Here is a 24,463-nt window from a genome sequence, read left to right as displayed (position 1 = left end):
GCTATCGCGGTATCAGCCCGGCATGCTTGCCGTCCTGCTCCCGCTGATTGCATTCTTCACAGCGCTACTTTCAGGTATTTTCGGCATGGCGGGCGGAATGGTGCTGATGGGCGCGCTCGTCCTGCTGCTTCCGATCAGCGCGGCTTTTGTGACCCATGGGATCATCCAGATTGTGTCGAATGGCTGGCGCGCGTGGCTCAATCGAGCAGACATCGTCTGGTCGATTATCGGCTGGTATGCTCTCGCTGCGCTGATCGCGGCGCTGATATTTACAGGCTTGGCCTTTGTTCCACCGCGCCCGGTTGTTTTCATCGCGCTCGGTCTCGTCGGTCTATCAGTTTGGCTGCCAGCCAAGCGCTTTGCCCTGGACGCACGACGACCCTTCCATGCCTTCGCGTCCGGATTGCTGGTAACCGGAACCAATCTCGTCGCCGGCGTGGCCGGCCCGTTGCTGGATATCTTCTTCGTGCGCACAACATTAACGCGACATCAGATCGTTGCGACCAAGGCGTTTACTCAGGTCTTCGCGCATCTCGCCAAGATCATCGTTTATGGCGGAGCAATGATCTTCGCCGCAGATAGCGAGACGCTCCCTTGGATAGCGATTCTGCTGGCAATCCCTGTGACAATGTTGGGCACCCGGACAGGCAAAGCCGTACTCGACAAAATGTCGGACGCCATTTTTCTTGGCTGGACACGGTGGATCGTCAGCCTGATCGGACTGATCTATCTGGCACGCGGCCTTATGTTAGCAATGGCTTAGAGCGGCCGGATTAATCCGCGCGACAAGAGGCGCCGAATCAGATCAACGGCATCAGCGTCTTCAATCTCGGGAAGATCGGCCTTCTTGAAATTCTCGCCATCCATGGCTCGATCAAACGCCTTGCGCTTGGTCCCGACAAACTCACTGGCACCGCCACGCGTTACGACAGCAAACTCACCGCTCTCTTCATCCTCGATAAGACGATACAGGCCATTGTCATTGACCTCGTACATCTGGTCGTCCTTGATCGGATCGGAGGCGTAGCGAATGATGCCTGCCATATCCGGCGTGCGCGATTTCACATAATCGTCAGCCAGGATATCGAGCGGTTCGTCAAACTCGGCCTTTTCGGCAAGCTCTTTGACAAATTCGCGAAACTGCTCGCGTGCCGGGCCGCGTTCGAAATTGCTGTTGGCATAGCCCGGCGGCAGTGCCCGGCGCAGGTCATCGGTTTCCACGGCGGCCTTGGAGATCGCCTCGAGAACGACATCGGCCCATGTCTTGGTGACAAGGCCCAGGGTGATGTGCAGCGATGCCTCTTCATCATGCGCATCGGCATCATGCATCATACCGCGCGGGATATAGACAGTGTCACCGGCGCTCAGGACGAATTCGTCCGTAGGGTCTCCGACTTCATGAACACCCGGCTCAAACCCCTCGCCGCGAAACGGTTTGCCGACTGGTTCGTCATAAATCCGCCAGCTTTTGGTGCCCGACACCTGCATCACGAAGACATCGTGATTGTCATAATGGGTGCGAAAGCCCTTCGCACCCGGTGGCGTCAGATAGATATTCGTCTGCACGGACGCGCTGAAGACCGGCTCCAGCGCGCGAACGAAATCACCGAGCGGTTTGTGATAGCTGTGAAGATGCGGAGCGATGATTGTCGCATGATCCTGATACAGGCGAAGCAGCGCGCTGCGATCAATCTCATTATTGTCTAACGTAAAGGCATCACGCGTGATGCGCGGTTCAGCCCGGGTCGCATCGATCTGGCCATCAAACAACTGGCCATCAGCGATAAAGGCGTCGAGTACGTCGACAGAAACGAGATCTGAATACCGATCCGGCTCTCCGCGAGCGATCAGATGGTGCCGCTCCTCGAATACTTCCGTAAAAAAATCGCTCGGGTCTATCGGATCGAGAACCCGTGTGAGCGCGTCCGCTGCAACAGTTGGCAGATCTTTCGTCGGATCATATTTGTGCATGATGGTTTTCCGCAGGGGTTAGATAGCCAGACAGTAAGGCGCCGGCAGAACCAGCACCTTGATCTGTCTCAAAATGAAGTCGGTAGTGCCTAGTTGCCGCGGCCTTGGCCGATCGGATCCGCATTCGGACCGATATCACTGTCAGTCACACCACGCGTGCTGCCGGGACCACCACGACCGCCATTTAGTGGGTCAGCGCTAGCGCCAGTGTCACGATCGGTAATGCCGGTATTTTCACGGCGCCCCTGACCGACAGGATCGGCGCTCGCACCGGTGTCGGTGTCGGTCATTCCGCCGCCACGATTGCCGCCGCTTCCGCCGCGGCCCTGACCGACAGGATCGGCATTCGTGCCAACGTCGCTGTCGGTTATGCCACCGCGATTGCCGCCCCGGCCATTGCCGACTGGATCGGCATTGGAACCACCATCGCTATCGGTAACGCCGCTTCGGTTATTGGTATTAGAACCATTGGCTGGCCCACCGCGGCCATTGCCTGCGGGATCGGCACTTGCGCCGCTGTCGCTGTCAGTGAGGCCGCTCGTCCGAGGCTCTTCGCCTGCGGATCCGTTTTCAGAAGATCCCGCCGAACCGGATTCACCGGTACTGCCTGCGGCACCCGCGCCCTCGCCGGCGACATCATCACTGGGATCTGTACCGCTGGATTCGCTATCGTCTCCGCCCAGCCCAAGCTGGTCGCAAGCGCCGGTTACCAATCCGAGCGCACCGATACTGGCACTGGCACCAACCCGACTCAGAAATGATCGGCGATTGAATTTCGAAGACATTGCATTTTCCCCTCAGATCAAATTATCGCGGCCCAATATGGGCGCGGGGCGACATTCACGTCATGTGAACGCGCCCCGCCCTTGTGCTGATTGCTAGGCAGCCAGCACTATTCCCGGTAACCGACAGAGCCTCAGCCGCGTCGAATACCGGAATATGCACTAATCGCTGTCGCTGCAGCTGCGACCACTTCCGCCTGGGTCAGCCCGACCACCAGCGTCATCATCGCTGCAACGCCGGCCGTTACCGCCACGGTCGCTGCTTCCGCGGCCACCGCCAACGGGATCCGAATTTCTGCCGGTGTCGCTGTCAGTCACCTGTGCATGCGCAACGCGCGTACCCGTGATGACGCCCAGTGCGCCGATGCCGGCCGTTACGCCAACGCGCCGCATGAAAGAGCGGCGATCCAGTTTCTTACTCACAAACATTCCCCTTCAAGGATGTACTATTGCCATTCATTGCAACCTGGTCATCCGACAGCAAATGGCAAAACCGTCGGTCAGATCTCCGAGCTAGGTCTAATTGTCAGTGCCGCGTCCGTAACCGGCCGAATCCCGAGTCGAGCCCGAATCGGCATCGGTGACGCCTGTGCGATAGTTGCGCCGTGGACCACGACCGCGACCACCTGGATCAGCCATGCTTCCGCTATCAGCATCGGTATAGCCAGTCCGTCCGCAACGACGCCCACGGCCACCCGGATCGGCATTGCGGCCACCATCGCTGTCCGTGCAGCCTGTGCTGCCACGTCCATTGCCGGCGGGATCGGCATAGCTGCCCGTATCACTGTCGGTCACTCCTGAACGCCGTCCACCGCGACCATTGCCTGCCGGATCGGCATAGCTACCGGTATCGCTGTCCGTAATGCCGGAACGTCCGCCTCCGCGGCCATTGCCAGCCGGATCGGCATAGCTACCAGTATCGCTATCTGTAATTCCTGAACGCCCGCCTCCGCGACCGTTGCCAACTGGATCGGCATTGCGGCCCGTATCACTATCAGTAACGCCGGTGCGCCCTCGGCCCCGGCCTACCGGATCGGCGTTGCGACCAGTATCACTATCAGTGACTCCGGTTCCCCTGCCGCGACCAATCGGGTCAGCGTTCCGACCTGTATCACTGTCGGTAATCTGAAAAGCGCGCGCCGGGGCACCAGCCACAACGCCAAGAGCCCCTACACTAGCTGCAGCGCCTACACGCCGTAAGAATGACCTGCGATCGAGCTTCTTGCTCATTTGCCCCTCCCCAAAATAATATTACACGCGCCCGGGTGGAGGATGTAACCTTCGATCGGTGCACTGTCAAAGGACAATGATTTAATGATAACGGTTCGCAACATGGTGGATTTCCTCGCTTTTCATTGCTGGGTTGATAGGTGACATTGGAAGGGCGGGGCAGTTACTTCGCTCCGTCTATTGAACCCCCGCCAATGTCAGGCAAAGCGACCCACCGAACGGTCGGATCGGTCAGGTCGACCGCATCCGCCAATTCGAAAACATTGGCATAGCCGTAGCCATGCAGATTGATCATTGTTTGGATGTTCAGTGCCAGTGACACTGCCTTGCGAACAACCGGCGCAACATCGTTCACAAAATTATTGTTGCAGTAGATCAAGATTGGGCGATTGCTATCTGGTCCGATGACATCGGCAAGGCTGCCCGCGGTGAAATCCGGCAAAGGGAGGTTAACCGCACCTTCTATATGGCCCGCACGAAATGCTTCTGCTGACCGCGCATCAAGAAGGAGGGTGTCGGGCCTGGCCGCCATCGCCTGAAAGTCCGTCAGACCAAGCAGATGAGATTCGCGAATTTCCTGGACCGTTGCAGCCATGGCGACAAAGGCAGGAAAATCGATTTGCGGATTATTAGCTGACGATGAACCTTGGGCGGAAAGCGACGTTGCCGTCGCGAACAATGCAGCTGCGCAAATCGCGCGCCCCAAAAATGATACTGACGCCGCCATTGCCAAGCTCCTTTGGCATCGTGGCGCGACCCGGCTAGGGCATTGACTGAGCCAATATGAGCAAAGCCTGAACGCAACCGAGGCACGATCCATGAACGAAACGGCAAGGGCGATATGCACGGCACTTGATCTGGCACCACATCCCGAAGGCGGGTGGTATCGCGAAACATGGCGGGCCGAGGCGAAGGGTCAGGAACGAGCTGCCGGTACCGCAATCCACTTCCTGTTGGCAGCTGGCGAACGATCTCATTGGCACCGGGTCGATGCAACCGAGATCTGGCTGTGGCATGGAGGTGACCCGCTTACCTTGCATATGGCCGAAGACGGAAACAGCAAAACCGAAACAGTTCGGTTGGGATCGAATATTGGCAACGGTGAAATGCCCCAGGCAGTCGTACCACCTGATATGTGGCAGGCGGCCGAACCTTTGTCCGCCACCTGCGGCTATTGCCTCGTCAGCTGCGTGGTCGTTCCTGGATTCGCATTTGAGGGATTCACCCTCGCGGCACCAGATTGGAGTCCGGGGAATCAGTGATTCGTTCGAAATGCTGCGCAAAAGACGATGCAGCAACACGGAATCTCACATGATTTTGTCGAAGTGAATCATGGGGTTAAAAAGTTATCCCCGATATCCTCCTAATTCCATGTCACTTTTCGCTTGGCGCGACTCGGAAAGCCGTGACACTTTTCATTTGTCGAAAGGGAAAGCGACGGAAGGCAACGACCGAAGCAAGAACTGGAGACCGCAGAACTGGAAAGAATGTGGAGCGCAAGCAAAGCAGGATGGAAGGGAAAGCGGGGTGTTTGGAAGATTAAACGCACCGTCATCGTGCAAGCGAAGACAAGGCGATTAAGCGGAAAACCACCTAGGACAGCAGAGATGTTTTCGGATATCAAAACTGTCTGCCGTGCTTGAGCGCGGAATGGAAAGCCTTCGGGCGATCCGACCCCGGCGCTCGGCGCAGTGGGAGCTGATCTTCGGATCAGCTCCCATTTTCTTTTGGGGCATCCAAATCAGAAAACCATCTCTCTGCTTCCCGGCGTCCATGCGAGGCGTTACGGACTGAGGCATGACGAAAATCGCAATTGCAGGTGCCGGTCTTGCCGGGCTGGCGCTCGCTCATTCGCTGCGCGAACAGGCTGACATTACAGTCTTTGAAAAAGCCCGCGGTGTCGGCGGCCGCATGGCCACCCGCTATGCCGATCCCTGGCAGTTCGATCATGGCGCTCAGTTCTTCACAGCGCTAACCGAGCCGTTCCAGAGGTTTCTTGCGCCACTGATTGAATCTGGAATCGTCATGCGGTGGGACGCGCGCTTTGCGGAGTTCATCGGCGCCGAGCAGACCGCCCATTGGCAGTGGGATAGCACCCGTCCGCACTATGTTGGCGCGCCAAAAATGAATGCGGTGGCGAAACACCTTGCAGCCGGACTCGATATCAGGCTCGCGACACTGATTGATTCGGTCAGCCGCAACGGCGATTACTGGACGCTGACCGATGGCGACGGTGAAAGCCTTGGCGCGTTCGACTGGTTAGTCTCAACTGCTCCCGCACCGCAAAGCGCCGCGCTGCTGCCGCCAGAATTTGCGCATCACAGCGCGATCGCCGGGGCGGAGATGCGCGCCTGCTTTGCGCTGATGCTCGGATTTGATGGTCCGCTACCCTTCGACTGGGACGCCGCCCATGTCGGAGGAGCAGACATAAGCTGGATGTCGGTGAATAGTGCCAAGCCGGGACGCGACACGGCACCGTCATTGCTCGTCCATTCCACCAATGCATGGGCCGACGCCCATATTGAAGATGATCACGATGCTGTGCAGGCGCATTTGCTGTCTGAAGCCAGCCGGATCAGCGGGCATGATCTGTCGAGCGCGGCGCATATCGCCGTTCACCGCTGGCTCTATGCCAATCTGCCAAAACGCGAAGGACCAGCGGCGTTGATAGATCCAGACACCCAACTCGCCGCCTGTGGAGATTGGTGCGTCCAAGGGCGTGTTGAAGCCGCCTTGACCAGCGCAATTGCCTTGTCCGAAAATCTCAAAGCGCTACTCTAGCCACGATCGGCCGCGGCTCAGGATCCGTCCGTGGTGTCGGAGGGCCGCATATCCGCCGTCACATCCGGGGCGCGATTGTCCATATCTCTCCACAAGCGCCACACTCCATCTTCGCCGCGCTCGAAGGTCAGCCAGGACCGGCCCATCGCTTCAATCACATCGCCTTCCGGTGGGCTTATTGTCATCCAGTACAGCGCGATCAGGTCAGCGCGGTCGCCATTGATCTCCAAATCTTCCTCCTGGAAATCAATCGTCGCGCGCCATCCGGCCGCATGACTCTGACGAAAGCGACCAACGATTTCGCCCGGGCCATTAAGACGCGGCGCTCCAGCTGTCATGAGAATGGCATCGGGCGTGTACAGCGTTTCCAGCGTGTCGAAGTCGCCCGCCTCATAGAGGGATTTCCATTGCTCGCCATGAGCGCGAACCGCAGCAAGATCGCGCTGATACTGGCACGCTTGTTCATACTCGGCGCTTCCAACATCGGGACCATGACCTGCGTCATCGACAACGCTCGGGCAATCGTCCGCCACGTCGTGATGATCGGCCATCGCCGGTGCCGCCAGAATCACGCTGGCCAGCACAACTGCGCTGTTTCGAAAGACTGTCATTGTCTATCCCCTTTTCCGCTAGTCTAACACGCTACCCGGTGCGATATCACCCTGCGAACCATCGAACCGGCCGAACGAGACGGCCAGACACAGGGGGCAAGCAGATCGGTAGCTGGCAAGCAAAGGCGATTGGATTGGGACTTGCGGCCCTGCTGACGGCGGCAGCGTTGCTGGGCATGCGATGCCTGTCGGTGACGAGCGCGCAATGTTCGCTTGATTCGCTCTTCGGATCATCACCCGCGCTGGACGTTCCCTATGCCGAAACCCGATATGAGCTTGTCGAGGCGATGCTCGAAATGGCAGACGTACAACCCGATGAACGGGTCATCGATCTGGGCACTGGTGATGGCCGGATCCTGATTGTCGCCGCGCGCGATTTTGGCGCGAGTGGCCTTGGCGTTGATATCGACCCCTCGCTGGTCCGCGATGCCGAGGCCAATGCGAGCGCTGCGGGCGTAGCAGAGCGCACCGAGTTTCGCGCCGAGGACCTGTTTGATACGCCGATCGCCGATGCCGATGTGCTGACGATGTTCTTGCTGCCCGAGGTGAATATGCGGCTGCGACCGAGGATCCTCGAAGAGATGCGTCCCGGCACGCGTGTCGTATCCCATGCCTTCGACATGGGCGACTGGCAGCCGGACGACGAAGTGCGTGTTGGCGGGGCGCATGCCTATCTGTGGGTCGTGCCCGCGCAGGTTGAGGGCCGCTGGCAGATGACGGAGCAGGAAGGTGGAGCCCTGCTCGATTTGCGGCAACGCTTTCAGTTCTTCACCGGCACAGCGACCCGGTCGGATGGCAGCACCGCCGTGATCACCGAGGGGCGCATCACTGGCGCGGCCATCAGCTTTCGTATTCGTACCAATGATGGTGCGCATCAGTTTGCCGGCACGGTGAGCGGCTCCAACATCAGTGGCGATGCCGGCTGGCAGGCCGAACGCACCCCATAGCCCGGACGCAAAAAGGGCGGCAGAGCCGAAGCCCCACCGCCCTTTTCAAACTCAAACCGAAGCGGCTTAGGCTTCTTCGAGGTTCGTAGCGGCCATCTTGCCGTTACGGCTCTCTTCGAGCTCATAGGAAACGCGCTGGTCTTCTTTCAGCGTCGTCATCCCGGCAGCCTGAACAGCTGTCATATGAACAAAAGCGTCGTTTCCGCCTTCTTCCGGCTCAATGAAACCATAGCCTTTTTGTTCATTGAAAAATTTTACTTTGCCAATAGGCATATTCGTATTCCCTTTATTGGGGCCCTCGTCATGAGGGAGTGAGCCACGCCCGAACACCGGATGCGGCCTGCGTCTGAATGCTGAAGTATTGAGGGAATAGAGGGCGCTGGACGCCTTAGTCCGTCGCCACGTGCGACATCGGCAGTGGCGCCCCTATACGACCCCCTGTGGATAAGTGCAAACGAAAGCGTGGTTAGCAGATCGTTGCAGTCAGACCGGCGCATCGATACCCAATTTCCCAGTTCGACGCAGCAGCGCCCCAACCGCAGGAAACCCAACCTCATGACGGCCCTTCTCACCCGCCTGTTCCCCAAGACCATCACCAATATCTTCCCAGGCAAGCGGATTGCGCTGTGGCTGTTCGTCCCGCTGACGGCCGTCACCTTATGGCGCAGCCAGCATCATATCTTCGCGCCCGATGGCGGTGCCCAGACCATCGCGACCATCCCGCTCGACAGCTATACGGACGCCGGCGCGGCCGCAGTCATTACCATCTTCGCGCTCTGGGGCCTGAGCCAGCTCCTCATCGGCCTTATCTACCTCATCGCGCTCATCCGATACCGCGCACTGATCCCGCTCCTCTATCTCCTCTTCACCCTCGAATATGCGGTGCGGCTCTATATCGGCCATATCAAGCCGATCGAGACCGTCGAGACAGCCCCAGGCGCCGCCGCCAACCTGCCCTTCGTTGTCGCCGGGCTTGTCCTGCTCGCGCTGAGCCTGTGGCCGCGAAGGGGTGTGGAAGAAGCGGAGTAGCTTCTGTCTGCGCCTGTGCTCCGGCGCAGGCCGGAGCCCAGTCCACCGGGTTCCGGAAACACTGAGAATACGGGCCTAGGCTCCGGCCTCCGCCGGAGCACAGGGCGGTGGGGGTTTTAGAGTGTCAGACTCAACCTAGCGGTCGAGCGCGGTACCAGCCCGCTCCCCCTCCCCTAATATCCCCGCATCCGATCGATCAGCTTCAACCCGAGAAACCCGATCACCAGCAGCACCAGCGCCAGCGTCAATCGCACATGGACCGCAGAGAGCGTCGCCCGGGTGATGAACACTTCTGTATGGTCGAGCGAGGCGAATTTGTGCGGCACGCCAGCGATCATGCCCGGATCGAGATTCATGTCGAGCATGTCGCGCAGCGAGCGATACCGCACGATCGCCACCCGATCGACCTCGGCGCCATATTGGCCGAGCATCAGACCCGCCGTGTCGCCGACATAGATCGGGATAGCGCCCCGCTTGAGCAGCGCCGGGAACACCGCGCGCGCATAGGCCGCGTCCGCCGCCTCGGCCTCCGGCCCCTCGCGCAGCTGTTCGAGGTTCACCGCGTAAAACTCCCCGCCATCGTCATTGGGCAACATGGCTTCGATATTGGCCCGGAAATCGCTCATCGAACGCGGATTGCCCGCCGCCTCATGCGCCGCCTCAATCTCGTCGAGCATCGCAGTGCCTTCCTCGACAGACAGCGGATCGCCGGTGCCGCCATACCAATACCAGAAGGCCCCAAAGAGGATCAGCAGCAAGGCCAGCCAGGCGATCTTGAGTTTCGACATGATGTGTGCGCTCCCCTTTATGTGTCGCCCTGCTCTTTAGGCAGAGCAACGCGCCGCGCGCCACCCCGGCACCGTCATTCCTGCGTCAACCCGTCATTCCCGCGTCACCCCCGTCATTCCCGCGCAGGCGGGAATCTGTAACCGCACGCGTCGGAGCCAGCCGCTTGAGATCCCCGCCTTCGCGAGGATGACCAGCAGGCCGCCGATCGGCAGGCACAGGGCTCAGGGTGAAGATGGACGGGACATGCAAATAGCCACCCGGGCGATGCGGGTTTTTATAATGGGTCATCTAACAGTATGAGCCAGATGACCTCCAACATTTCAAGGGGTTGTGGAAATCATGAGCGCGCTGCGCACCGAATAAATGCAATTCAAAATGGATCTAATCTTTCGGGATATGCACCTTGACAAGGCTAGTTCAGAGCAGAACAAAACAGGAAGATAGGAGTTTTATGTGTTATGGTTAGTTCGAACGATTCTTCCGATGAAACCGCAGAACCCTCGCCCGTTCCACCGCAGCCTGTTCTCACGCCTTCCGACAAAGCAAGTGAGGAGATCAATGCATCAGTTGATTTAAATGTCGAAGCAGCACCTGAGATAGGCCAACTTCCTTTCGACCTTGTTCAGCGACATGACAAAAAAACAGTTCGCCTACTTGCGAACAGCGGGGACGACACGGCCATTGTCGGCAAGCGGATCTGGTTCAAATACGAATTCGATGAACCGGTTTTTATCGAACAAATCATTGTTACAACCGACAATTACAATTCCGTCGCTGACTTCGAATTCACCTATGTAGATTTGGATGGTCTGCAGCACAAAACCGAAATTTCACCGCGAAACAACGTTATCCGTCAATCTATAAATAGGTTTGTAAAAGAAGTTGCTTTTCGACCACCTCGCCGAAGATTGTCACGGGGTAAAATAGTGGGTGTCACCCTGTATGGTTTTGCCCAGAGCGACGCTTCAAAATTTGGCGAGTTTGTCGACGATCTCGAACGTCAGAGAGAAGAAGTCCTAACTGAGTTCGAAAGAAAACAAGACGAGACCCTGTCAGCGTTGACCGAGCTTCGCGACAGAGAAACTACGCGAGACCAGCTAGAAGAAGAGATAGCACTGGCAAAAAGCCAACTTCAGGACACAAATACTGATCTTGGCAAAGCAAGATCGCGGCGAGATGAGGCCATCGCTCGAATAGAAAGTCTTGAGCAATCGATCCGTGAGAACAATCAGAAAATTGAAGACCAGAAAAATAGAATTGGCGAGATTTCGGACATTCGTTCAAAGCTCGCGCGCTCAATAATAAAGAAGGACTCAAGAGTTAAGTCTTTGACAGCAGATATTAATCTTTTTCCTAGTGAGCTATCGGATTTTGTTTCACAGGGAGCTAAAGACATTCGATTCTACACGGGTTTGGCGGCTATCCCGATAATTGTAATCGCAATAATGTTTGTGATCTTGGTCAGTGGCGCTGTTGATCTAACGACAAAAATTACTGGCGAAGATGACTTAAACATCCTCGCAATATTGATTTCAAGAATGCCATTCGTAGTTGTAGCGGTAACTATCATAACTGCTTGCTACTATCTTGCCAGAATGTTCATCCTCGAGATGGTTAGAGTGAATCGCCAAAAATTGTCACTCAGCAAAATAGGGATCATTGCGAAAGACATTTCGTACTCAGTTGAGGATGAGCTCGATATGTCAGTCGACGAGAAATACTCGAAGAGGCTGACGCTAAAAATGGATATGCTGCGTGATCATCTCAAAGACTATCTGTCGCGCGATTTTGAACCTAGCCTGCCGAGGCGCTCGCCCTTCGAAAGCCTGAAAATTCCGGGATTTGGTAGTGCTGCATCGTTGGAGAAAGGCAGCAATAGTACGCCAGGCATCGAGCCTACCACTGAAAACACAAGCGATGATGAAACAGATGGTGATGAGGCGGAGCAAGATTTGGCTGCCAAGGAGCAGCCTTCAGGGTAAGCATCACACTCATCTTCATGACTCTGACGGTGTTACGGCCATCACTTTCTCCAGCATACATCTCGATTTCCTTCGATGTGATCAGGACCGGCGTCACCACCGCTTGAGCATATCCCTCAAATTGCCGACGGCAAGACTATCCTTCGCCTTGACGCCCTGTTCGAGTGTGCCTCCAGCCCAGGCGCGCCCCCTCACCCATTCCGCGCTTTGGCCTTCGCCCGCGCCACCAGCGTCTCATAGGTCGCCTCATCGATCAGCGCTTGCGTCCTCAACGTCGCGAGGACGTCTAGCTTTGTTTCAAGCGTGGCGGAGCGCATGTTGATGGTGTTGCCGTCGATCGACACGCCGGGGGCGTCCATGGCTTCTACCACTACGCGGAGGCGGGCGGCGCGGGAGTGGCGCATGCGCAGGCTGGCGCCGTAGAGGAGGACGAAGGCGATGGCGCTGTACAGGCCCATCGCGGTTAGGATCGCATAGGCCGTGACATCTTCGGCCGCGCCCGCTTCGCTCACGCATTGGAAGGCGCTGTTATAGGTGATTTCGCTGCCGGATTGGCCGCGGATCACATCCTGGAGCAGCGCGCCATCCGGGCAGACAAAGGGCTGGGCGATTTGCGCGATGGGCGGGAAGGCGAGCGGCGCGACCCAGCCGATCATCATGCCGAGGAACAGGCTGACCCCGATCATCACGAGGAAGGCAACGCCCCGGCTCATTGTGGCGCGCCCCTCATGGCCGCCGCCACTCGAACAGTCGCATCTGCTGCGCGGCAAAACTGAATAGTGCGGTGCCGGTGAGAAGGAAGCTGAAGATGACGGCGACGACGGCGTTGCCCTGCGGCGCATAGCCGAGCGCGCCGGCGAAGAAGAAGCCGCCCGCCGCATAGCCAGTGCCAAAGGAGACGGTCGTGTGGACAAGGCCGACTTCCTTGATCTCCTTCCAGCTGAGCCGGGAATAGAACCAGGTCATGACGACGCCGATGCAGGTGCTGGTCGCCGCGCCGGCGATGTGAAAGGCGAACAGGGATGTCGCTTCGCTCGCGCCATAGGCGTCCGCGGCAATCGGGACGAGGGGCACGAAGAGCAAGGGATAGGCCGCGGTGAGCAGCGCGCGGCTGTGCATCCGATCCGGCTTGCTCGCCTCGCGCCCGCCCATCACGACGGTCAAGAAGACCGTGACAAAACCGATCAGCACGACCGATATCTCCGCCGTTGTCAGGAAAAACAGTTCAAGATCCATGGCTCACCCCCCGCATCGCCTGGTGTGTAGCCGAGCATAGGCGCGGGGGAGTGCCGGTCAATGTGGGAGCGGGGGTGCGGGCGAAGCGCGCGGCGCTGGCGGGCCTTACTTCCCGAGCATGTCCTTGAGGTACCCGCCGGTAAAACTGCCCTTGGTCTTGGCGACTTCTTCCGGCGTGCCTTGGGCGACAATCTCGCCGCCCTTGTCACCGCCTTCGGGGCCGAGATCGAGGATATGGTCGGCGGTTTTGATGACGTCGAGATTATGTTCGATGACGACCACAGTATTGCCCTGTTCAACCAGCGCGTGGAGGACCTCCAGCAGTTTGCGGACATCTTCGAAATGCAGACCCGTGGTGGGTTCATCGAGGATGTAGAGCGTCTGGCCGGTCGCGCGTTTGGAGAGCTCCTTGGAGAGTTTTACGCGTTGCGCCTCGCCGCCCGATAGCGTCGTCGCCTGTTGGCCGACCTTGATATAGCCGAGCCCGACCCGTTCGAGCATCGCCATGCGATCGCGGATCGGCGGGACGGCCTTGAAGAATTCATGCGCATCTTCGACCGTCATATCGAGCACATCGGCGATCGATTTGCCCTTGAACTTCACCTCCAGCGTTTCGCGATTATAGCGCGCGCCGTGGCAGATATCGCAGGTCACATAGACGTCCGGCAGGAAGTGCATCTCGATCTTGAGAACGCCATCGCCCTGGCACGCTTCGCACCGCCCGCCCTTGACGTTGAAGCTGAAGCGCCCGGGCTTATAGCCCCGCGCCGCGGCTTCGGGCAGGCCTGCAAACCAATCGCGGATTGCGGTAAAGGCGCCGGTATAGGTCGCCGGGTTGGAGCGCGGCGTGCGGCCGATCGGCGATTGATCGATGTCGATCACCTTATCGAGATATTCGAGGCCTTCGAGCTTATCATGCTTGCCGGCGACCAGCCGCGCGCCATTCAGCGTGCGCGCCGCGGCGGCATAGAGCGTGTCGATGGTGAGGGTGGATTTGCCCGAGCCCGATAGCCCGGTGACGCAGGTGAAGGTGCCGAGCGGGATCGAGGCGCTGATCGATTGGAGATTGTTCGCCGTCGCGCCCTTCACCGTCAGCTTCTTGCCCGTGCCCTTGCGGCGTTTTTCGGGGACCGTGATTGCCTTGCGGCCGTTGAGATAATCGGCGGTCAGCGATTTCTTCGATTTGAGGATCTTCGCGAGCGTCCCCTGGGTCACCACTTCGCCGCCATGGACACCGGCGCCCGGCCCCATATCGACGATGAAATCGGCGTTGCGGATCGCATCTTCGTCATGTTCGACGACGATCACCGTATTGCCGAGATCGCGGAGCCGCTTGAGCGTGGCGAGCAGGCGATCATTGTCGCGCTGGTGCAGGCCGATGCTCGGTTCATCCAGAACGTATAAAACGCCGGACAATCCGGAGCCGATTTGGCTCGCCAGACGGATGCGCTGCGATTCCCCGCCCGATAATGTGCCCGAGCTGCGATCGAGATTGAGATAATCCAGGCCAACATTGTTCAAAAAGCCCAGCCGCTCGACAATTTCCTTGAGGATCGGGGTGGCGATCTGTTGCTGCTGATCATTGAGCTTGGCGGGCAGCTTTTCGAACCAGGCCAGCGCCTGGCCGACCGGGCGCCGCGCGCTCATCGAGATATCTTCCTCGCCAAGCTTCACCGCCAGCGCTTCGGGCTTGAGCCGCGCACCGCCACACACTTCGCATGGCGCCGCCGTCTGGAACTTGCCCAGCTCTTCACGCATCCAGGCGCTCTCGGTTTGCATCATGCGGCGATTGAGATTGCCGACAACGCCCTCGAACGGCTTTTTCACGTCATAGCTTTTGCGGCCATCCTTGAAGCTCAACGTTATCGGCAGGCCCTGCGTCCCATTGAGGATGACATCGCGATGATGCTCGCTCAATTCGTTCCAGGGCGTCTCGATCGAAAATTCGAAATGCCGCGCCACACTGCCCAGCACTTGCATATAATAGGGCGATGGCGGGTTGGACTTGGCCCAGGGCACGACCGCGCCCTTTTTCAGGGACAGTTCCCCATTGGGCACGACCAGCTCGACATCGAACTCCAACTTCTCACCCAGCCCATCGCAGGCCGGGCAGGCCCCTTGCGGCGCGTTAAACGAGAAGAGCCGCGGCTCGATTTCCTCGATCGTGAAACCCGACACCGGACAAGCAAATTTCTCCGAGAAGACGATGCGGTTATCGGGCAATCCCGCGCCCTTCATCGCACCGCCGCTCGCCTCGTCATCTTCGCGCCCGGGCACCACGCCATCGGCCAGATCGACATAGGCCAGCCCATCGGCGAGCCGGATCGCGGTCTCGAAACTGTCGGCGAGCCGCGTCTCCATGCCCTCACGCATCACCAGCCGATCCACGACCACTTCAATGTCATGCTTGAACTTCTTGTCGAGCGCGGGCGCATCTTCGATATCGTGAAATTCGCCATCGACGCGGACGCGGGTAAAGCCCGCTTTCTGCCACTCGGCCAGCTCCTTGCGATATTCGCCCTTGCGGCCGCGCACGACCGGCGCAAGCAGGTAGAAGCGCGTTCCTTCGTCCAGCGTCATCACCCGATCGACCATCTGGCTGATCGTTTGCGCGGCAATCGGTTCGCCCGTCGCCGGCGAATAGGGCACGCCTGCGCGCGCCCAAAGGAGCCGCATATAATCGTAAATCTCGGTCACCGTCGCGACGGTCGAGCGCGGATTGCGGCTCGTCGTCTTCTGCTCGATCGAGATCGCAGGTGAGAGCCCTTCGATATGCTCGACATCGGGCTTTTGCATCATCTCGAGAAACTGCCGCGCATAAGCGGACAGGGACTCGACATAGCGCCGCTGCCCTTCGGCATAGATGGTGTCGAAGGCCAGGCTCGACTTGCCCGAACCCGAAAGGCCGGTGATCACGATGAACTTGTCACGCGGCAGATCAATATCGACGCCTTTAAGGTTATGCTCGCGCGCACCCTTTACGGAAATCTTGGTCAGCATGGAGAAGTCTGTTCCACATTTGTTCTTTAGGTGCAAGGGCAGGACGCCAGCGCTCCAGATTGGCAGCCATGGCGGGCATTGCAAGGCAGAATAGGCATGCGCGATGACGCAATTGATGCGCGCGCAGCGCTATGACGGAATGTGCAAGGTTTCGGCTAGCCCCGCAGGACGCCCAATCAGCCGGCCATGCGGTGTTCGACGGCACCGGTGATCCGCACGGATGAGGCTTTTTCAGCAATCACCCAATCCGCGCCGCGGCGGCAGAGCAGGAAGATCGTCGTCTGGGCATGGCGCGGGGTATCGATCCGGACGCAGGCCAGGCGGTTATGCAGGATCTGGACATCGGCCACCCGGCTATTGTCCCGATAAAGGCGCGGGGGTTCTCGGCCGATGCGGGAGGCAAAGTCCCGCATATCTTCGGCGACCAGCCGGTCATTTGCATCGCGATGCTTCACCAGCCAATTCTCATCGGCAACTGCAGCAAGATCCGACACGGACCGACGGCCCAGGGCGTCATAGAAACGCGCCAATGTGCTCAATATCTGTTGCTCAGGCGTTTCGAGATCGCGCGCCGCACTGTTATCGCCATGTTCGGCAGTGGCGGAGATTTCGCTGGCGACACGCCATTTTCCGCGCACGCAGAAGAGCAGCATGATCGCCGCCTTGTCATGCTCCCAATCATCGAACCGGGCAACGGCCATGCCATCGCGAAATATCTGCAGGCTGGTCAGCCAGACGCCATCGGCCCAGTCGAGCGGTTCGCGCGCGGCATCGATCGATACGGCATTTTCAGCAAAGTGGAGCCTGTCGCCCCCGTTGAGCTTGCGCCGGCTCCAGACCGGATCGCGCATCCCATCGAGCGCGGCATGATCGGACAAAGCGAGCGCGGCCAGATAGCGAGAGATTGCGCGTTCGGCCTCAGCATAGTTGCTGGTCGACTTCCACGCCTTGATCCCGGCTGCTTGGGCTACTTCTAGAAACGCCACGCGATCACACTCCCTGATACCCTATTGTGATCATAGGTTTGCATCCTTGTATCGGGTGGGGCTTTCGGGCGGCGCTCTATTAGACAAACGACATGCGTCGTTCTGCGAATATGCGTCTGTTACCGACCAACAACCCACCGCTATGATGCTATTGCGCAATCCTGTTTCAATCTTGCGCATCCCGGTTTTTTACCAATCCTCCGACTCACTGTATTATAACAATAACTCACATAGGCAGTGCTTACAATGCAGCGTACTCGGTTCGCCACAGCTCAGGCTCGGGTCGTCGCAGGGGGCCACTCTTCCTTCATTGAGAGCGCAGCGAAGCAATCCGGAGCAGCTAGGCACAGCGCATGCGGCTCTGGATTGCCGCGTCGCCCCGAAACAAGTTCGCGACTCCTCGCAATGACGGATACTAAGGCGCGCGCACTGTGCTCCGGCAAAGGCCGGAGCACATAGAATATTCACATATGCCTGTTCGTCACCCTGAACTCGTTTCAGGGTCCACCGTTCCACTGGCCCCGGTCGGTGCAAACTGATGGGTGGATGCTGAAACGACTTCAGCATGACGGTAGACTTGGGAAACGCACACAAATAGTTGCTGCGCCGATGGACCTCCCGCGCTATTGGGCGCAGCATCATGAAACTCTCGATTACCGCCCAGCTCGATTACACCATCCGGGACGAAGCCGATGTGTTGTTGCAGATCGAAGCGGCGTCGGACGATCCGGCGCAGCGCGTGATCGCGGGCAAGATGCGGGTGGCGACCGGATCAGAACTCCATCCGGTTCCTGTCGAAACGGGCATTGGGCGGCGGACATGGACACGCGGCGCCGGGCCATTCCAGGTTGAATATGCGGCCAGTGTTGAGGTGGAGCGATCGGTGCGCGACATCGCCGATCTTGGCACAACGCCCTATGCCGAGCTGCCCGGCGAGGCGGTGCCCTATATATGGCCAAGCCGCTATTGCCAGTCGGACCAGTTTGAAAGCTTCGTCGCCCAGCAATTTGGTGCGCTGACCGGCGGCGCGAAAATCCTCGCCATGGCGGACTGGATCGAAACCCATCTCGATTATGTGCCGGGCGCCAGCAATGCGCAGACCGGCGCGACCGACAGTTTCATTTCTCGCCAGGGCATTTGCCGCGATTATGCGCATCTGCTGATCAGCTTTGCGCGCGCCGCCGGCATCCCGGCCCGGATGGTCTCCGCCTATGCCTGGGATCTGGAACCGCAGGACTTTCACGCGGTCACCGAAGTCTGGCTCGATGGCGCCTGGCATCTTGTCGATGCGACCGGGCTGGCACCGATGGAGGGCATGGTGCCGATCATCTCCGGCCGCGATGCCACCGACATCGCCTTTATGACGATCTTCGGCCGGGCAGATTTCAACGCGCAATCGGTGCGGGTGGCGAAGCTGGATTAAACGCTAATCGGCTTCAGCAAGCGCATCGCGAACCGCTTCGGTGGTTGCGATGATCATATCCACCAGTTCGGATGCACTCGACGGCGCCACAGCCATTATCCAGCCGCGGACCGGGGCAAGCGCAAGTTCGGCCAGCTGATGGGCTACCAGGGGGATCGGCAATCGATATCGGGTCCCGGCCGCTTCAACCCGCTCGGCGATCTGGCCAGCCAATAAGCGCATCACCTTATCGCGATCATCGCCCGCGATGGTATCCCGCGCCCGTGCCCGATTGTCCCAGAAATGCGCGAGCAGATGTTCGAGACGCTCCCGATCCGGCGATCCCGCTACGGCATCGGCAAGGATCGACATCGGCGCAGCCAGTGCCTGCATATGCAGCTCATCCGCGCTGCTATAATGTTCGTAAAAGGTGGAGCGTCCGACATCGGCCTGTTCGACAATATCGCTGACGCGAATATCGCCCCGGCCATTTTCCAGCACCAGCCGATTGAACGCCTGTAACAGGGATTCGCGGGTTCGCCGGACCCGCCGATCCTCGATCTTCGCCATGCTTTGCCTCTCCGGACATGTGTTTCCGGACAATTTCACCGCTTTGTCCGGTATCGGACTGCCGCGCTTCACTGTCGCTTCATTTCACCTTTTCGGGCCTTAATCCGGGCCATGCAAGGATCAGGAGAGATGGGAATGGTGCAACACGAAGCCGGGGCCAAACCAACGGATACACGCTTGGCGGGATTCATATTGATAGCGGCCGCGGCGCTATCTGTGCTCGCCATGGGCCACCACCCAACCGGCGCGCACGCAAGCGGCGGCGTTGGTGATTATGTCCATGGCACGATGATCATGGTCGTCTGCGCACTGTTTTTCGGCTTTACCTGCTTCGCGCAGCATCGCGGGATTACGCGGCCCGCCATTCTGGCCGGGCTGATCGCCTATGCGCTGAGCCTCGCCGCCCATGTCGGCGCGGCGACCATCAATGGGGCGATCGTACCGGCGCTGGCCGCGCGCGGCCATGATGCGCTGAGCCACGATATTGCGGTCCTGTGTTGGGAATCAAACCAGGCGCTCGCGCGGATGGGCGTCTATGCCACCGGCACGGCATTCCTGTTCTGGTCCGGCGATCTGCTGCTCGGCGGACGCGGCAAGGATCGGATCCTCGCCATCCTCGGGATCGGGGCGGGCATTGGCCCGATGGTCGCGCTCGCAGCTGGCTGGATCACGATGGATCTGGCGGGGGCTTTCATCGTCTATGTGGTGCATGCGCTTTGGGCGGTGCTGGTCGGCGTTCAGATGGTGCGGCGCGCTCTATAGCCATATCGACATTGGGCGCGCGGCTCGGTACCGCGCGTTTCATGCTACGCACTATACTCATCGCCATCGTCCTGCTCGTCATTGCCGCAGGCGTATATGCCTACACCGCAGACCGGTTGATCCTGTTCAACCGGCTGGTGCCCAAAGACGCCGGCGCCGAACGGGTCGATACGAATATCGCCTTTGGCGACGGGCCGCGCCAGCAGCTTGATGTCTATGCGCCGAGCGATCGCGAGCCAGACGACGCGCTGCCGGTGATCGTCTTCATCCATGGCGGTGGTTGGCGGGCGGGCGACAAGGCCGGATATGAATTTGCCGGTCATGCCTTTTCATCGCGCGGCTTTGTAACCGTCATTCCCAATTATCGCCTCTCGCCCGACGGCCATTTCCCCGATTTTGTCGAGGACGGCGCGGCGGCAATCCGCTGGGTGCGCGAGAATATTGCAGAGCGCGGCGGCGATCCCGATCGCATCATCATGGTCGGCCATAGCGCCGGCGCCCATATTGCCGGTCTATTGGCGATGGATGAAAGCTGGCTGGGCGAGCATCGCGCCGCCATCGCCGGATGGGTCGGCATGGCCGGGCCTTATGATTTCCTCCCGCTCGATAGTGCCAGCACCCGCGGCGCATTCAGCCGCGCGCCCGATCTGGCCGCAACGCAACCGATCAACTTTGCTGGGGAAGGCGATCCGCCCGCGCTCCTGCTTCATGGCAGCATCGACGATACGGTCGCGCCGCGCCACAGCAGTGGGCTGGCTGCGCGGCTAGAAGCTGCAGGCGTGCCGGTCCGCCATATCGAATATGATGGCATCGGCCATATCAAGATCATGACGGCCCTGTCGCGCTGGACGCGCAGTTCCGTGCCGTCGCTTGCGGATATCGAGGCATTTGCACGCGAAGTGCGCTGAGCGGAGCTGTTTGTCAGAAACTTCCTGACGGAAGTTCGCGGCGCCGGCCCGCTCCTGAGGCGAAGCCGAAGGTCTGACAGAAAGACCGCACAAAAACCCCAATCAACCAACATCCTACGGCAACCGACCAACGACCAAGGCCGTGCCGTCAGTTGAGCGCGAACCGCGATGAAGTGAATCCTTGATCGACAGAATTTCGACGTTTGTCGATTTGACGCAAAGCTCCAGCGCATCGTCGATCCTGGCGCGACGACATCAGCGAGACCCCCTATACCAATGATCGACGGCGAGATCGGGACCACCCGACAGGCGACCGTCAACCCGGATCCGGTGGGAATAGTCCCGACGGGCCAAGGTTCAGGAGTAATGACCATGCAGAAGTTTGTTTTCGCAGTTGCCGCGGTCGCCATGGCTGGCGCCGCAACCACTTTCACCACCTCGCCGGCGCTCGCCGGAGTTGGTCCGACGGCCCATAGCGTCGCGATCGACACGCGTACCTATGACCTCAACACCGAGCAGGGCTATTCGCTGCTCACTGACCGGATCGACCGCGCGTCGAAACAGGTATGCGGCGCCGTTGATGTACGGGATCTTTCGGGTTCCTACGAAGTCCGCGCCTGCCAGGATGCAGCCGTTTCGGATGCCATGGCACAGCTGATCGACATTGCGCGCTCGCCGACAGTCACGGTCGGCGCCTCGCGCTAAGCAAGCCCCTGACACGCCCCGTCAGGGCCACACCGAAGCACCCCCCGGGACCCTCTGCCCGGGGGGTGTTTTTTGTCTGTACTAGTCCGGAGCCCATAGAGCACTCACGCAATTCTGTTCGTCACCCTGAACTCGTTTCAGGGTCCACCGCTCCACAGGCGCCCGGTCGATGCGAAATGATGGGTGGATGCTGAAACGAGTTCAGCATGACGGAAGAATAGGATCGAGCTGCGCTCTGCCAAGCAGTACCGCCTATTTACCGGCGATCTGCTTGACTTTTTTGAGATATGTGCGGCCGATCCGGACTTCGGCGCCGTCCTGCATCTCGGCATACCAGCCGCCTGAACCGTCATGGCGGAGCTTGGCAATGCGATCGCGATTGAGGATCGAGGAGCGGTGGACCCGCATGAAGCGTTCGGGATCCAGACGTTCCTCAAGATTAGTGATCGTCTGGTGCAGCAAATAGCTGCGTTCCCCGATATGAAGGCGCATATAATCGCGCTCGGCCTCGATCCGGTCGATATCGTCGGCCGCAAGGCGGATCACTTCAGAGCGATGCGGCACCCAGAATTCTTCGGTCCAGGGTGAAGGTTCGCTGTCGTCATCCTGCGTTTCGCGCAGCTGCTCAGCCACCCGGGCGAGCGCTTTTTCGAGCCGCTCTGGTGCAACCGGTTTCAACAGATAATCGACGGCCGCCACGTCAAACGCCTCGACCGCAAATTTATCGAACGCGGTGACAAAGATTATCGCCGGCGCAAGATCGACACCGTCAAGAGCGCGCGCAACCTCCATCCCGTCCATGCCGGGCATCGCAATATCAAGCAGCAGCAGTTCCGGCTGCAAGGCTTCGACCATGCGGAGCGCCGCTTCGCCATCCTGGGCGGTACCGATCAGGTCGATCCCGTCGGTTCGCGCACACAGGATCTGCATCCGCTCAATGGCCAGCGGCTCATCGTCTACGAGCAGGGTACGGAGAGGTTTCTGGTCGGTCATGATCTGGAAGTCCTGACGTTGGTATTAGCAGCTTTCGCGGTTTATCGGCATTTCAATCGTTACACCAAATCCGCCTTCGGGGCGCGGCCCCCAGCTGACATTACTCTCTTCGCCATAACGCGCATCAAGCCGCTCATACACATTGTTGAGGCCAACGCCGGTTCCATGTGGCGCATCGGCGGGAAGCGGATCGCCATCATCGGTGACGGTTATGATCAGCTTGCCATTTTCCTCGCGCGCCTGGATCGACACTTTGACTGGACGGCGCACACGCGACACGCCATATTTGATGGCATTCTCGACAACCGGCTGCAGGATCAGCGCCGGGACGCAGCAGCTGTTCAATGATTTGGGGATCGAGATATCGACGAGCAGGCGTTCGGGGAAGCGCACCGCTTCAATATCGAGATAGAGCCGCTGCAAGCGGATTTCCTCTTCGAGCGACACATCATCGGCCGGCTCTGCGGTCAGGCTGGTGCGGTAGAATGTCGAAAGGTTGAGGATCATCTTCTCGGCTTCATCCTGCCGATCGCGCATCACCAGCGAAGACAGAACATTGAGCGTATTGAAGAGAAAATGCGGATTAACCTGGTAGCGCAAGGCCCGCAGTTGCGCGGTCTGCGCTTCCTGGGCGAAAATCGCGGCACGGCGCTCGGCACGGCGGACGATCTGCGCGTAGCCCAGTGCCATATATAAGAGCGCCCATGCAATCACGACAAAATAGCGGCCCATCACGGATTCAGCGAAACCGCGCCACAGGGCGAGCGGATCAAGCGCACGGAACTCCTCGATCAGCTCACGCTGTTCGGACCATTCATCGCCCTTGAACAGACCCAGCGGATCGGAAATCTCAAAGATATAGAGATTGATACCCGCGATAAGTGCGGCAATCGGTAGCGCGGCGGCAAATGCAATTGGGATGCGCCAGCGCAGTGGCCGATCGGCAAAGCGTTCGAGGAAGAGATAGAGCAGGAAGGTGAGGCCGATTGCTGCGGCCGTAACCACCACGCGATAGACCAGCATTTCGGACTGGCCCGGATAGGCCATCACGGCCGCCCGCAAGGTGACAACGGCAAAATAGAATCCCCATAGCCCGACGACGGACACCAGGCCGAGCCTGTGTCCGATCAACGTGCTGTGGGGCGATTCAATCAATTTGCCGTTCATGCGGGCCTTGTAGCGCGTCGATTTCAATCCGTCTCGTCACATGCGGCTCCCAGTCGAACAGCCATTGCACTTGGTCGATCCGTTCGTCGAAAGCCGATATTCTCTCGATTTCAGCCCCCACGCGACCGAATCCGCGCGCCATCATTACCTGGCGGGTAATTGAATGCGCTACCGGAGTGGCGCAAAAAGGCCGTGAAATCTCAAACAGACGGAGCCAGTCATGAGCGCATTTCGTATCCTGCTAGTCGCCCTGTTTCTCAATATCCTTGTCTATACAGCGATCGTCATCGGCAACCATGGTGCCAATCTGGCGCCGGACTTTCTCGGCGATATCGTGGCCTTAGCCTGGCCCGGCCAGTTCAATGTCGATTTTACGAGCTTTCTGATACTTTCGGCGCTCTGGGTGGCCTGGCGGCATAATTTCAGCCCTGCCGGACTTGCGCTTGCGGTGCCGGCCCTGTTTGGCGGCATGTTGTTTCTGGCACCCTATCTATTGATCGCCAGCTATGCGGCAAAGGGCGATATGCGCGTCCTGCTGCTGGGATCAGCCCGCGCACAGGCCAGTTAGACGCGCTTTTAGAATGAGTGTTTTCCTGCAACATTCTTTCTTCA

General features: G+C 59.1%; 28 protein-coding genes. 11 read left to right on the top strand and 17 right to left on the bottom strand.

Annotated elements, in window-relative coordinates:
* Positions 1–22: 22 nt before the first annotated feature.
* On the top strand, positions 23–763 hold the full coding sequence (locus HFP51_RS12620) for a TSUP family transporter (RefSeq protein WP_176876075.1): 741 nt from the start codon (positions 23–25) through the stop codon (positions 761–763).
* Here HFP51_RS12620 and HFP51_RS12615 read toward each other — a convergent pair.
* From HFP51_RS12615 to HFP51_RS12595, 5 genes are all read right to left on the bottom strand, one after another.
* A complete protein-coding gene (locus HFP51_RS12615) occupies positions 760–1,971 on the bottom strand; it encodes a cupin domain-containing protein (protein ID WP_176876074.1) in 1,212 nt (403 codons plus the stop codon). The two genes, HFP51_RS12620 and HFP51_RS12615, sit on opposite strands and share 4 nt — an antisense overlap.
* Before the next feature lie 89 nt (positions 1,972–2,060).
* Entirely contained in the window at positions 2,061–2,756 is a 696-nt protein-coding gene (locus tag HFP51_RS12610; protein ID WP_176876073.1) for a hypothetical protein, read from the bottom strand.
* Between the two features lie 159 nt (positions 2,757–2,915).
* Entirely contained in the window at positions 2,916–3,176 is a 261-nt protein-coding gene (locus HFP51_RS12605; RefSeq protein WP_176876072.1) for a twin-arginine translocation signal domain-containing protein, read from the bottom strand.
* Positions 3,177–3,272: 96 nt separating this feature from the next.
* Positions 3,273–3,983: a hypothetical protein gene (locus HFP51_RS12600; protein WP_218135302.1), complete on the bottom strand. Its 711-nt coding sequence runs from the start codon at positions 3,981–3,983 to the stop codon at positions 3,273–3,275.
* A 163-nt stretch (positions 3,984–4,146) separates the two neighbouring features.
* A complete protein-coding gene (locus tag HFP51_RS12595; RefSeq protein ID WP_176876071.1) occupies positions 4,147–4,710 on the bottom strand; it encodes a rhodanese-like domain-containing protein in 564 nt (187 codons plus the stop codon).
* 91 nt (positions 4,711–4,801) lie between these two features.
* Between HFP51_RS12595 and HFP51_RS12590 the strand changes: the two genes are divergently transcribed.
* Complete coding sequence (locus tag HFP51_RS12590; protein ID WP_176876070.1) at positions 4,802–5,245, top strand: cupin domain-containing protein; 444 nt, start codon at positions 4,802–4,804, stop codon at positions 5,243–5,245.
* A 535-nt stretch (positions 5,246–5,780) separates the two neighbouring features.
* Positions 5,781–6,764 (top strand): NAD(P)/FAD-dependent oxidoreductase, encoded by a 984-nt coding sequence (locus tag HFP51_RS12585; RefSeq protein WP_176876069.1) that lies wholly within the window; start codon positions 5,781–5,783, stop codon positions 6,762–6,764.
* 17 nt (positions 6,765–6,781) lie between these two features.
* Here HFP51_RS12585 and HFP51_RS12580 read toward each other — a convergent pair whose 3' ends face one another.
* On the bottom strand, positions 6,782–7,375 hold the full coding sequence (locus HFP51_RS12580; protein WP_176876068.1) for a DUF4440 domain-containing protein: 594 nt from the start codon (positions 7,373–7,375) through the stop codon (positions 6,782–6,784).
* A gap of 134 nt (positions 7,376–7,509) precedes the next feature.
* Here HFP51_RS12580 and HFP51_RS12575 point away from each other — a divergent pair, with 134 nt between their 5' ends.
* Complete coding sequence (locus HFP51_RS12575; RefSeq protein WP_176876067.1) at positions 7,510–8,322, top strand: cyclopropane-fatty-acyl-phospholipid synthase family protein; 813 nt, start codon at positions 7,510–7,512, stop codon at positions 8,320–8,322.
* A 66-nt stretch (positions 8,323–8,388) separates the two neighbouring features.
* Here the strand turns inward: HFP51_RS12575 and HFP51_RS12570 are convergent, their stop codons facing one another.
* Positions 8,389–8,595 (bottom strand): cold-shock protein, encoded by a 207-nt coding sequence (locus HFP51_RS12570; RefSeq protein WP_176876066.1) that lies wholly within the window; start codon positions 8,593–8,595, stop codon positions 8,389–8,391.
* A gap of 282 nt (positions 8,596–8,877) precedes the next feature.
* On the opposite strand from HFP51_RS12570, the gene HFP51_RS12565 reads away from it, so the two are divergent.
* Complete coding sequence (locus tag HFP51_RS12565) at positions 8,878–9,351, top strand: hypothetical protein (RefSeq protein ID WP_176876065.1); 474 nt, start codon at positions 8,878–8,880, stop codon at positions 9,349–9,351.
* Positions 9,352–9,524: 173 nt separating this feature from the next.
* Here the strand turns inward: HFP51_RS12565 and HFP51_RS12560 are convergent, their stop codons facing one another.
* Both HFP51_RS12560 and HFP51_RS12555 read right to left on the bottom strand, forming a co-directional pair.
* The gene (locus HFP51_RS12560; protein WP_176876064.1) at positions 9,525–10,139 is read right to left on the bottom strand and encodes a hypothetical protein; all 615 of its coding nucleotides are present in this window, start codon (positions 10,137–10,139) and stop codon (positions 9,525–9,527) included.
* Positions 10,140–10,224: 85 nt separating this feature from the next.
* Entirely contained in the window at positions 10,225–10,428 is a 204-nt protein-coding gene (locus HFP51_RS12555) for a hypothetical protein (RefSeq protein ID WP_176876063.1), read from the bottom strand.
* A gap of 170 nt (positions 10,429–10,598) precedes the next feature.
* Between HFP51_RS12555 and HFP51_RS12550 the strand changes: the two genes are divergently transcribed.
* Positions 10,599–12,122: a hypothetical protein gene (locus tag HFP51_RS12550; protein ID WP_176876062.1), complete on the top strand. Its 1,524-nt coding sequence runs from the start codon at positions 10,599–10,601 to the stop codon at positions 12,120–12,122.
* A 191-nt stretch (positions 12,123–12,313) separates the two neighbouring features.
* Here the strand turns inward: HFP51_RS12550 and HFP51_RS12545 are convergent, their stop codons facing one another.
* The 4 genes from HFP51_RS12545 to HFP51_RS12530 form a co-directional block, all read right to left on the bottom strand.
* Positions 12,314–12,835 carry a hypothetical protein gene (locus HFP51_RS12545; protein ID WP_176876061.1) on the bottom strand — a complete coding sequence of 174 codons (522 nt, stop codon included), beginning with the start codon at positions 12,833–12,835 and terminating at the stop codon, positions 12,314–12,316.
* A 13-nt stretch (positions 12,836–12,848) separates the two neighbouring features.
* Positions 12,849–13,358 (bottom strand): hypothetical protein, encoded by a 510-nt coding sequence (locus HFP51_RS12540; protein ID WP_176876060.1) that lies wholly within the window; start codon positions 13,356–13,358, stop codon positions 12,849–12,851.
* 105 nt (positions 13,359–13,463) lie between these two features.
* Entirely contained in the window at positions 13,464–16,358 is a 2,895-nt protein-coding gene (uvrA, locus tag HFP51_RS12535; RefSeq protein WP_176876059.1) for an excinuclease ABC subunit UvrA, read from the bottom strand.
* A 176-nt stretch (positions 16,359–16,534) separates the two neighbouring features.
* On the bottom strand, positions 16,535–17,344 hold the full coding sequence (locus HFP51_RS12530; protein WP_176876058.1) for a hypothetical protein: 810 nt from the start codon (positions 17,342–17,344) through the stop codon (positions 16,535–16,537).
* 640 nt (positions 17,345–17,984) lie between these two features.
* On the opposite strand from HFP51_RS12530, the gene HFP51_RS12525 reads away from it, so the two are divergent.
* On the top strand, positions 17,985–18,767 hold the full coding sequence (locus HFP51_RS12525; RefSeq protein WP_176876057.1) for a transglutaminase family protein: 783 nt from the start codon (positions 17,985–17,987) through the stop codon (positions 18,765–18,767).
* 3 nt (positions 18,768–18,770) lie between these two features.
* On the opposite strand, the gene HFP51_RS12520 is transcribed toward HFP51_RS12525, so the two are convergent.
* Positions 18,771–19,316 carry a TetR/AcrR family transcriptional regulator gene (locus tag HFP51_RS12520; protein ID WP_176876056.1) on the bottom strand — a complete coding sequence of 182 codons (546 nt, stop codon included), beginning with the start codon at positions 19,314–19,316 and terminating at the stop codon, positions 18,771–18,773.
* 135 nt (positions 19,317–19,451) lie between these two features.
* Here HFP51_RS12520 and HFP51_RS12515 point away from each other — a divergent pair, with 135 nt between their 5' ends.
* The 3 genes from HFP51_RS12515 to HFP51_RS12505 all read left to right on the top strand — a co-directional run bounded on the left by HFP51_RS12515 (position 19,452) and on the right by HFP51_RS12505 (position 21,691).
* Positions 19,452–20,078 (top strand): hypothetical protein, encoded by a 627-nt coding sequence (locus tag HFP51_RS12515; protein WP_176876055.1) that lies wholly within the window; start codon positions 19,452–19,454, stop codon positions 20,076–20,078.
* Positions 20,079–20,119: 41 nt separating this feature from the next.
* The gene (locus HFP51_RS12510; RefSeq protein WP_176876054.1) at positions 20,120–20,986 is read left to right on the top strand and encodes an alpha/beta hydrolase; all 867 of its coding nucleotides are present in this window, start codon (positions 20,120–20,122) and stop codon (positions 20,984–20,986) included.
* 372 nt (positions 20,987–21,358) lie between these two features.
* The gene (locus tag HFP51_RS12505; protein WP_176876053.1) at positions 21,359–21,691 is read left to right on the top strand and encodes a UrcA family protein; all 333 of its coding nucleotides are present in this window, start codon (positions 21,359–21,361) and stop codon (positions 21,689–21,691) included.
* Positions 21,692–21,943: 252 nt separating this feature from the next.
* On the opposite strand, the gene HFP51_RS12500 is transcribed toward HFP51_RS12505, so the two are convergent.
* From HFP51_RS12500 to HFP51_RS12490, 3 genes are read right to left on the bottom strand one after another with little or no spacing between them, the layout of a single operon-like run.
* Positions 21,944–22,684, bottom strand: a complete 741-nt coding sequence (locus HFP51_RS12500; RefSeq protein ID WP_176876052.1) for a LytTR family DNA-binding domain-containing protein — start codon at positions 22,682–22,684, stop codon at positions 21,944–21,946.
* 24 nt (positions 22,685–22,708) lie between these two features.
* On the bottom strand, positions 22,709–23,851 hold the full coding sequence (locus HFP51_RS12495) for a sensor histidine kinase (protein WP_176876051.1): 1,143 nt from the start codon (positions 23,849–23,851) through the stop codon (positions 22,709–22,711).
* Positions 23,832–23,996, bottom strand: a complete 165-nt coding sequence (locus tag HFP51_RS12490; RefSeq protein WP_176876050.1) for a hypothetical protein — start codon at positions 23,994–23,996, stop codon at positions 23,832–23,834. Before HFP51_RS12490 ends, HFP51_RS12495 begins: the two co-directional genes overlap by 20 nt.
* Positions 23,997–24,071: 75 nt before the next feature.
* On the opposite strand from HFP51_RS12490, the gene HFP51_RS12485 reads away from it, so the two are divergent.
* Positions 24,072–24,419 (top strand): hypothetical protein, encoded by a 348-nt coding sequence (locus HFP51_RS12485; protein ID WP_176876049.1) that lies wholly within the window; start codon positions 24,072–24,074, stop codon positions 24,417–24,419.
* Positions 24,420–24,463: the final 44 nt, after the last annotated feature.

The organism is Parasphingopyxis sp. CP4, assembly GCF_013378055.1.
Lineage (GTDB): Bacteria > Pseudomonadota > Alphaproteobacteria > Sphingomonadales > Sphingomonadaceae > Parasphingopyxis.
Note: the sequence above shows the minus strand (reverse complement) of the source record. Positions and strands in the feature narration are given on the sequence as shown.

Bases quoted from the DNA above. Each gene is read 5' to 3' on its own strand.
- HFP51_RS12620 (WP_176876075.1), top strand. From the start codon at position 23: ATGCTTGCCGTCCTGCTCCCGCTGATTGCATTCTTCACAGCGCTACTT.
- HFP51_RS12615 (WP_176876074.1), bottom strand. From the start codon at position 1,971: ATGCACAAATATGATCCGACGAAAGATCTGCCAACTGTTGCAGCGGAC.
- HFP51_RS12610 (WP_176876073.1), bottom strand. From the start codon at position 2,756: ATGTCTTCGAAATTCAATCGCCGATCATTTCTGAGTCGGGTTGGTGCC.
- HFP51_RS12600 (WP_218135302.1), bottom strand. From the start codon at position 3,983: ATGAGCAAGAAGCTCGATCGCAGGTCATTCTTACGGCGTGTAGGCGCT.
- HFP51_RS12595 (WP_176876071.1), bottom strand. From the start codon at position 4,710: ATGGCGGCGTCAGTATCATTTTTGGGGCGCGCGATTTGCGCAGCTGCA.
- HFP51_RS12590 (WP_176876070.1), top strand. From the start codon at position 4,802: ATGAACGAAACGGCAAGGGCGATATGCACGGCACTTGATCTGGCACCA.
- HFP51_RS12585 (WP_176876069.1), top strand. From the start codon at position 5,781: ATGACGAAAATCGCAATTGCAGGTGCCGGTCTTGCCGGGCTGGCGCTC.
- HFP51_RS12580 (WP_176876068.1), bottom strand. From the start codon at position 7,375: ATGACAGTCTTTCGAAACAGCGCAGTTGTGCTGGCCAGCGTGATTCTG.
- HFP51_RS12570 (WP_176876066.1), bottom strand. From the start codon at position 8,595: ATGCCTATTGGCAAAGTAAAATTTTTCAATGAACAAAAAGGCTATGGT.
- HFP51_RS12565 (WP_176876065.1), top strand. From the start codon at position 8,878: ATGACGGCCCTTCTCACCCGCCTGTTCCCCAAGACCATCACCAATATC.
- HFP51_RS12560 (WP_176876064.1), bottom strand. From the start codon at position 10,139: ATGTCGAAACTCAAGATCGCCTGGCTGGCCTTGCTGCTGATCCTCTTT.
- HFP51_RS12555 (WP_176876063.1), bottom strand. From the start codon at position 10,428: ATGACCCATTATAAAAACCCGCATCGCCCGGGTGGCTATTTGCATGTC.
- HFP51_RS12550 (WP_176876062.1), top strand. From the start codon at position 10,599: ATGGTTAGTTCGAACGATTCTTCCGATGAAACCGCAGAACCCTCGCCC.
- HFP51_RS12545 (WP_176876061.1), bottom strand. From the start codon at position 12,835: ATGAGCCGGGGCGTTGCCTTCCTCGTGATGATCGGGGTCAGCCTGTTC.
- HFP51_RS12540 (WP_176876060.1), bottom strand. From the start codon at position 13,358: ATGGATCTTGAACTGTTTTTCCTGACAACGGCGGAGATATCGGTCGTG.
- uvrA (WP_176876059.1), bottom strand. From the start codon at position 16,358: ATGCTGACCAAGATTTCCGTAAAGGGTGCGCGCGAGCATAACCTTAAA.
- HFP51_RS12525 (WP_176876057.1), top strand. From the start codon at position 17,985: ATGAAACTCTCGATTACCGCCCAGCTCGATTACACCATCCGGGACGAA.
- HFP51_RS12520 (WP_176876056.1), bottom strand. From the start codon at position 19,316: ATGGCGAAGATCGAGGATCGGCGGGTCCGGCGAACCCGCGAATCCCTG.
- HFP51_RS12515 (WP_176876055.1), top strand. From the start codon at position 19,452: ATGGTGCAACACGAAGCCGGGGCCAAACCAACGGATACACGCTTGGCG.
- HFP51_RS12510 (WP_176876054.1), top strand. From the start codon at position 20,120: ATGCTACGCACTATACTCATCGCCATCGTCCTGCTCGTCATTGCCGCA.
- HFP51_RS12505 (WP_176876053.1), top strand. From the start codon at position 21,359: ATGCAGAAGTTTGTTTTCGCAGTTGCCGCGGTCGCCATGGCTGGCGCC.
- HFP51_RS12500 (WP_176876052.1), bottom strand. From the start codon at position 22,684: ATGACCGACCAGAAACCTCTCCGTACCCTGCTCGTAGACGATGAGCCG.
- HFP51_RS12495 (WP_176876051.1), bottom strand. From the start codon at position 23,851: ATGAACGGCAAATTGATTGAATCGCCCCACAGCACGTTGATCGGACAC.
- HFP51_RS12490 (WP_176876050.1), bottom strand. From the start codon at position 23,996: ATGATGGCGCGCGGATTCGGTCGCGTGGGGGCTGAAATCGAGAGAATA.
- HFP51_RS12485 (WP_176876049.1), top strand. From the start codon at position 24,072: ATGAGCGCATTTCGTATCCTGCTAGTCGCCCTGTTTCTCAATATCCTT.